We start from the raw sequence: 6,762 nt of genomic DNA on the forward strand, positions 1-6,762 counted from the left end.
ACTCCAGGCGCGTGGCGTCCAGGTCTGGCGCGTCGCTGGCGCGTCCCTGCCAGCGCTGCTCATCTTCGCGCAGCGCCGCCAGCTCGCGCGCCGGGGTCTGCCAGAGTCTGCCGTCGCGATAGCGTAATTCGCGCGGGCAGGTCATCTGGTGCATCCAGCCGTACGCCCGGGTTGGCTGAAGCATCTCTTCCCCGTCCGGTACGCCCATCCAGCCGATCAGAATGCGGCGTCCATCTTCCGCCAGCGTGGTTTGCGGGGCGTAGAACTCAAACCCCGCGTCCAGCTCGTGCAGCTCGCCGTGATCGAATGCGGCGCTGGCGTAATCAAACGCCCCGCTCATCCAGGTGGCCGGATAGGTATTGAGGTAGCGATGCGGCTCGCGCGCCAGCCCCTGCGGGCAGCTGATCAGGACGTGCGTTCCATCGAGGGCGAACAGATCCGGGCACTCCCACATATACCCTGCCTCCGTCAGGCCGTTGACCCCGTGACCGGCGATTTCCCCGCAGGACGTCCAGGCGTGCAAATCGGCTGATTTAAACAGCAGCACCTTGCCGCGCTTCTGCACATCCTGCGCGCCGAGCACCATGTACCACTCCCCGTCGTGTTGCCACACCTTCGGGTCGCGCACGTGGCCGGTGTAGCCTTCCGGCAGCGCCAGCACCGGCCCCAGCTTCGTAAAGGTTCCGTCCGGCTGTTCCACGGCCAGGCACTGCCAGGCCGTGCGGCTGCCGTCATCGAACTTAACGTTTCCGGTGTAGCACAGGGTCAGAACACCCTGGTTATCCACGGCACTACCGGAGTAGCAGCCGTTGCGGTCATACGCTTCGTCAGGCATCAGCGCCAGCGGCTCATGCCGCCAGTGCACCAGGTCCGCAGAGCTCCAGTGCCCCCAGCACTTAAAGCGATGCTCGCAGTCCAGCGGGTTCCACTGATAGAACAGGTGGTAGCGGCCAGCAAACCAGATAAACCCGTTCGGGTCATTCATCAGCCCCGTCACCGGCGCGGGGTGCCACTGCGGATAGTGGCTGTCCGCCAGCGCCCGTGGCTGACCTTTCATAACGGCCTGCAGGATCGCAGGCCAGCGGGAAGGCAACGTCATTATTCAGAGTCCGTTTTATATTTCAGCAGCAGTGAGACGGTAAACGCCACGCCGAAGGCAATCACCATGCCGATAATATAGTTGAGCAGCGAGCTGGCCTGCACGATGGCCATGCCCGGAATGGCGGTCAACCCAACGGCGGTCATGTAGACATGAACCGAGACCACCCAGGCCCCGCCCACCGCGCCGCCAATCAACGCGGCGATAAACGGCTTAACGAAGCGCAGGTTGATACCAAAAATGGCCGCTTCGGTGATGCCCAGCATCGCAGAAAACGCCGACGGTAAGGTAATGGCTTTGATTTTGGCATCTTTGGTTTTGAACCACACTGCCAGACAGGCGCCGCCCTGCGCCACGTTCGCCATGGCCCAGATAGGCAGCAGGAAGTTAACGCCAATCGACGGGTTACCCAGCAGCCCGGCTTCAATCGCGTGGAAACTATGGTGAATACCGGTGATCACAATCACCGAGTAAAGCCCGCCGAACAGCAGCCCGGCCAGCCAGCCCGCGTGGGCGATCAGCGTGCTCAGAACGAAGGAGATACCATCCCCTAAGGCGCGCCCCGCCGGACCGATAATCAGCAAGGCGATAAATCCGGAGATAACGACGGTGAGGAACGGCGTCAGGATCAGGTCCAACGCATCCGGGATCGCGCGGCGCAGGTTTTTCTCCACGATGCTCATAAACCAGACGGCCAGCAGCACCGGGAATACCGTACCCTGATAGCCAATCATCGCGATCTCAAGGCCGAAGAAGTTCATGGTGTGGAAGCCGGAGGCCACGCCCCAGGCGTTGGTCAGCGCCGGGTGGGTCAGAATCCCGCCCAGCGTCGCGCCGAGGTACGGGTTACCGCCAAATTCGCGCGCGGCGGTAAAGCCAATCAGAATAGGCAGAATGATAAACGCCGCCGAGCTGCACATGTCCAGCATGATGTAGATGGCGTTATCCGCATTGACCCAGCCGTAGGTTTTCACCATGCCGAGCAGACCCATCAGCAGACCGGACGCCACAATCGCGGGAATGATCGGCACAAAGATGTTGGAGAGCAGACGGGCAATGCGCTGGAACGGGTTCAGCTTGCGCGCCGCCAGGTCCGCGGCTTCCGATTTACTGGATTCGCTGATCCCCGCCGCCTGAATAAACGCGGCGTACACCTTGTTAACCACGCCCGTGCCAAAAATCACCTGCATCTGCCCGGCGTTACGGAAGCAGCCTTTCACGCCGTCGACCTTGCCGATAGCCTGCTGATCCGCCAGCGCGTCATCAACCAGCACCAGACGAAGACGCGTTGCGCAGTGCGCCGCGCTGGCGATATTTTCCTTGCCACCGAGCAGTGGAATAAGCTCGCGGGCGATTTGATTAAAATCCATAGATACCTCTGCCTGACTTCTTTTTATGATGTGCGAAACGCTCCCGCCAGGCGGGAGCGTGATGGGTTAAAACCAGGTTTCCATCTGGACCCCAAAGTTCCATTCCCCGCCGGCGTTGAAGCCGCTGCTGCCAAAGGCATCATCGCTGGCGTAATGATCCAGTTTGCTGCTCCAGTCCATCCAGGTGGCAAACAGGCGCAGCTCCGGACGGCTGAAGAAATCGCCGATTTTGCTCGCTTTTAACGTTGGCGCAAAGGTCAGCTTGTAGAAACTGCCGTTCACGGCGTTGCGGTCCTTATAACCTTCCGGATTTAAATCCATGTACTGATAGCTGCCCTCAAACGCTAGCGCGAAGTTCTGCGTCACCTCTTTAATCAGGCGAGTGTTGAGCGTTACCCACTCATAGCTATCGCCCTTGACGTAGCGATCTTTACTGCTCTGTGCCAGTACGGCTGGCGCAACGCTCCAGCCACCGCCGATCGGCGTGACACCGTAACTTGCGAAGCGCCAGGTATCCGCCTCAGACAGCAGCGCGCCGTCGGAGCCGATGCTTTTCACCTCCGCACCCAGCCCGTGTCCATAAAGTAGCGCCGTTTTGGCGGTCCCTTCGCGCAGGCCGTAGAAGCTGTCATTATGCAAACCCACCAGGGCATGAACGCCGGTATTGGCGGCATCCGTTTTGATGAGATCGCCATTGGTATCTTTACGGTCGTCGTTATCTTTCGCCCGCAGGCCGCTCACCATCAGCTGGAACGGGCCGGCGAAGTGGTTCATGCTGAGGATATAGTTCTGAACGTTGTTGTCGGTCTGCTCCACGCTGCCGAAGTTGCGGCCATAAATGGAGAAGTTGCTGCGCAGCGAATCGTTCCATTTCACGTCGTAGACGCCGCCGCCGGTACCGGCGAGGAACACCACGTCGGAATCCAGCCAGTGAATGTCAAAGTTGTCGCGGTCGAAGCGTTTACCCGCCCAGAAGGTGCTGCCCTTCAGCGCGCCGGTAAAATCAGGCAGGTTACCCAGCTCCGCGAAAGCCTGGCGAATATTGAGATCGCTGGTATCGGCTGACCAGTCGTTATAGGTTCTCTGACCGTCGGCCAGCATCGCTTTAAAGCGCGTGGTCGCCCCGTTGTCCAGGGTTTGCTTGTGCTCCAGATTCAGCTCCACGTAGGTATCGGCTTCGTTACCCAGACGCCCTACCGCACCGCCGGTTTCACCGGCCGGGGTCAGATAAGGGCCGCTTTTGCTGCTGGAAGCCGCATCGTTCATCAGCAGGCCAGAACGGGCATAGCCGTGGAACTCAAACCCGCCGGTCTGATCCGCCTTCTTCTCCAGCGCGGTGGTGCGCTGCGCCACCTCCTGGGTCGTCGTTTGCGCCTGCTGCTGGGCGGCAACCAGCTGCTGCGTTTTTTGTTCTGCATCGGTGGCGCGCTTCTCAGCCACCTGCGCACGCGTTTCCGCCGCCTGGAGGCGCTGCTCCATTGCGGCAAGACGCGCTTCGATACTTGTCATATCCGTTTGGGCAAAAACAGAGGTACTTCCGGCCAGCATGCCTATCATCACGGCAAGTCTGCGTTTTTTATACATTTTGTCGCATCCCTAAAAGAAGTCATTAAACGTGCTAAATTGCTAAACCGGTTTAGGTTGCTGATACTAAACCTCTGGATTTTGGATCGGCAATCTTTTTTGCTAAACCGATTTAGTAAGTGTGATCGAGGCGACAATTCAGGCCGCCGGATGGCGGCCAGGAGAGGAGAAATTACAGGTCGTGCTGCCAGGGCAACGCGGTCATCGCCCCTTTGGCCGTGGTGGCCAGCGCGCCGCAGCGCTGGGCGAGCGCGATAACCGGAGGCAGTGCCTGACCGTCGGCCAGGCCGTAGAGCAGCCCCGCTACAAAGGCGTCGCCCGCGCCGGTTGTATCGACACACTGAACGGGGGTGGCCGGATAATGTTTCACAGTGCCCTCATGCCAGGCGATCACCCCCTCTTTACCCTGGGTGACCAGCACCAGACGCGCCGGGCAGCGCGCCATCAGCGTGTCCAGACCGACGTTTACCTGCACATCTCCGGTTAAAAACGCCAGCTCTTCGACAGAGAGTTTCACCACGTCTGCACTCTGCAGGGCCTGCTCCAGGCAGCGACGCAGTTCGTTCTCATCCTGCCAGAGGTCCGGGCGAATATTGGGGTCGAAACTGACGTAACCGCCCGCCTCCCGGATGGCGGCCATCGCCTGAAAGGTCGCAGAACGGCTCGGCTCGGCGCTTAAGGCGATGGAGCAGACGTGCAGCCACTCCCCGGCGCTGAACGTCGGCAGATCGGCAGATTCCAGAAACAGATCGGCGCTCGGGCGCACCATAAAGGTAAACGAGCGTTCACCGTGGTCATCCAGATCGACCACCACCGTTGAGGTGCGGTGCGCCGGGTCAAGGCGCATATACTTCACGTCGACCCACTCGTCGGCTAATGTCTTAGACATAAAACGCCCAAAAGGATCGTCGCCAACCCTGCCGATAAAGGCGCTCTGGCCGCCCAGCCGGGCAATGCCGACCGCGACGTTCGCCGGCGCGCCGCCGGGACACTGCAGTAATCTGCCTTCTCCATCGGGCAGCAAATCCACTACCGCATCGCCAAGTACCCAGATTTTTTTCATGTAACCCTCTCAGCTAAACTATGTTAAACCGTTTTAGCTATTTAAGCACAGGCTGGACAAAGGGGAAATAACGGGAGGGAAAATTGACTTAACGCACCAGATGCGGCCAGTGGATATCGCCGACGCCATTAATCTGCGGACGGGCAAACAGAAAGCCCTGGAAACGGCGGATCCCGGCAGATTCGAGCCAGCACCACTCCTCTATTTTCTCGATGCCTTCGGCTACCAGGGTAATTTCAAGATCGGAGCAGCAGCTGACGATGGAGCGCACGATCGCCTGCTTCGGGCCGCTGAGGTGAATGTTGCTGACAATTTCCCGGTCGATTTTAATTTTATCCGGCTGGAACCGGGTCAGAAGCGAAAGTCCGGCATAGCCCGAGCCAAAATCATCTATCGCCAGGCCAATCCCCTCACCGCGAAGCTGCTTGATGGCACTATTAAACTGGTTGAACCCGGAGATCATCTCGTTTTCCGTGACTTCAATGACCACCTGCTCCGGCTGAAGCCCATGTTGTTTAATCTGATCGACCAGAAATTCCACTGCGCCGGGGACATTCACCAGCGACATGGGCAGCAGGTTTACCGCGATTTTATGGCTGCCAATGCCCAGCTTTTCCGCCAGCGCAAAGGCATACGCTTTCGTCTGGAGATCAACTTCGTAGACGTTGTCCGGGTCGACAGTGCTGAAGAAATGCTCCGGGCTGCCGCCGTCGTTGCCGCGGATAAGGGCCTCAAGGGAGCTGATCTTCCCTTCCGAGGGCTCGACAATAGGCTGCAGCGCAAACTGGCAGGTTTGTCCGGTAAACAGGCCCAGATGTTCGCCAAAGGGTAACGCCTCAGGTGAAAGCGTCCATTTTTCAGGGGTGTAGCGCGCGCCCGACGGGGCCGGACGTTTGCCCATGATAAACGTCTGAATAAATTTGAACACCCGATCGTCAGAGGTGAGATAGCTGTCCAGCTTGCTGTAATGCAGGACCGACTGCAGCACCTCTTTCGGCGACTGCGTCTGCAGATCGAACAGCAGCATCCCGACGTTTTCGAATCGTCTGCGCGGGCCATAATCCCGCATCAGTTCAACCACCCCGCTGTGCCGCTTGTCCTCACGGATGGTGTGGAACAGTTTGACCACACTCTCTTCCGACCCTTCGAGGATTTGCAGAACGTCATTCCCTTTTGCCAGGAGGACACCGGTGATATCCAGTTTTGTGTTGCGGCCCCTGGCGCGATCCACCAGCTCCCGCAGTTCGGTGGACGGGCGGGATAAATTCAACTGGCTTCGGTAAATCAGAGTCGTCAGCACAAAAGTGGGTTCCGATGAGAGAGAGGTGCCTTGAAGCTATTATTTAACATACTTAATCAGTGCGACCTAACATATTCACGCCACAAGAGAACGTTACTTTTTCGCGTCCCCGATCCGGCTGTTAATCCTCTCCTGCATGTAGTCGTAAAACGGGTTCGAGGTGACCCGCATCAGCGCCTCCTTTCCAACGCTCAATACAGACGTTTCGCCCCAGAGCGCAATCGTCCCCAGGCTGATGCCATAGCGGTTTTTCACCCCAGGCTCGCGACCATAGAGATCGTCATCCGGCGGGAACGGCACGGCAACGTGCGACAGGGAATAGACATCCTGCGGCCAGGCCTGCGTA

Annotated in this window: 5 protein-coding genes and 1 pseudogene; all 6 read right to left on the reverse strand. The window is 58.8% G+C overall.

From position 1 onward, the window contains the following. Positions 1 to 1,099: sucrose-6-phosphate hydrolase (locus DOU50_RS01710; RefSeq protein WP_148768630.1), on the reverse strand; the 1,099-nt coding region annotated here is incomplete at its 3' end. Next, positions 1,099 to 2,469, reverse strand: coding sequence for a sucrose-specific PTS transporter subunit IIBC (locus DOU50_RS01715; RefSeq protein WP_024909534.1), 1,371 nt, complete (start codon positions 2,467 to 2,469; stop codon positions 1,099 to 1,101). The genes DOU50_RS01710 and DOU50_RS01715, both read right to left, overlap by 1 nt. Positions 2,470 to 2,535: 66 nt before the next feature. Continuing rightward, positions 2,536 to 4,053 carry a carbohydrate porin gene (locus DOU50_RS01720; RefSeq protein ID WP_024909535.1) on the reverse strand — a complete coding sequence of 506 codons (1,518 nt, stop codon included), beginning with the start codon at positions 4,051 to 4,053 and terminating at the stop codon, positions 2,536 to 2,538. Positions 4,054 to 4,225: 172 nt separating this feature from the next. Beyond that, a complete protein-coding gene (locus DOU50_RS01725) occupies positions 4,226 to 5,116 on the reverse strand; it encodes an aminoimidazole riboside kinase (protein WP_148768631.1) in 891 nt (296 codons plus the stop codon). Positions 5,117 to 5,204: 88 nt separating this feature from the next. After that, a complete protein-coding gene (locus DOU50_RS01730) occupies positions 5,205 to 6,416 on the reverse strand; it encodes a diguanylate phosphodiesterase (protein ID WP_148768632.1) in 1,212 nt (403 codons plus the stop codon). A 93-nt stretch (positions 6,417 to 6,509) separates the two neighbouring features. Next, a pseudogene (locus DOU50_RS23645) lies at positions 6,510 to 6,762 on the reverse strand (alpha/beta hydrolase); the annotation flags it as partial.

The sequence above is a fragment of the Enterobacter sp. C6 genome (genome assembly GCF_008122455.1).
Lineage (GTDB): Bacteria > Pseudomonadota > Gammaproteobacteria > Enterobacterales > Enterobacteriaceae > Enterobacter > Enterobacter pseudoroggenkampii.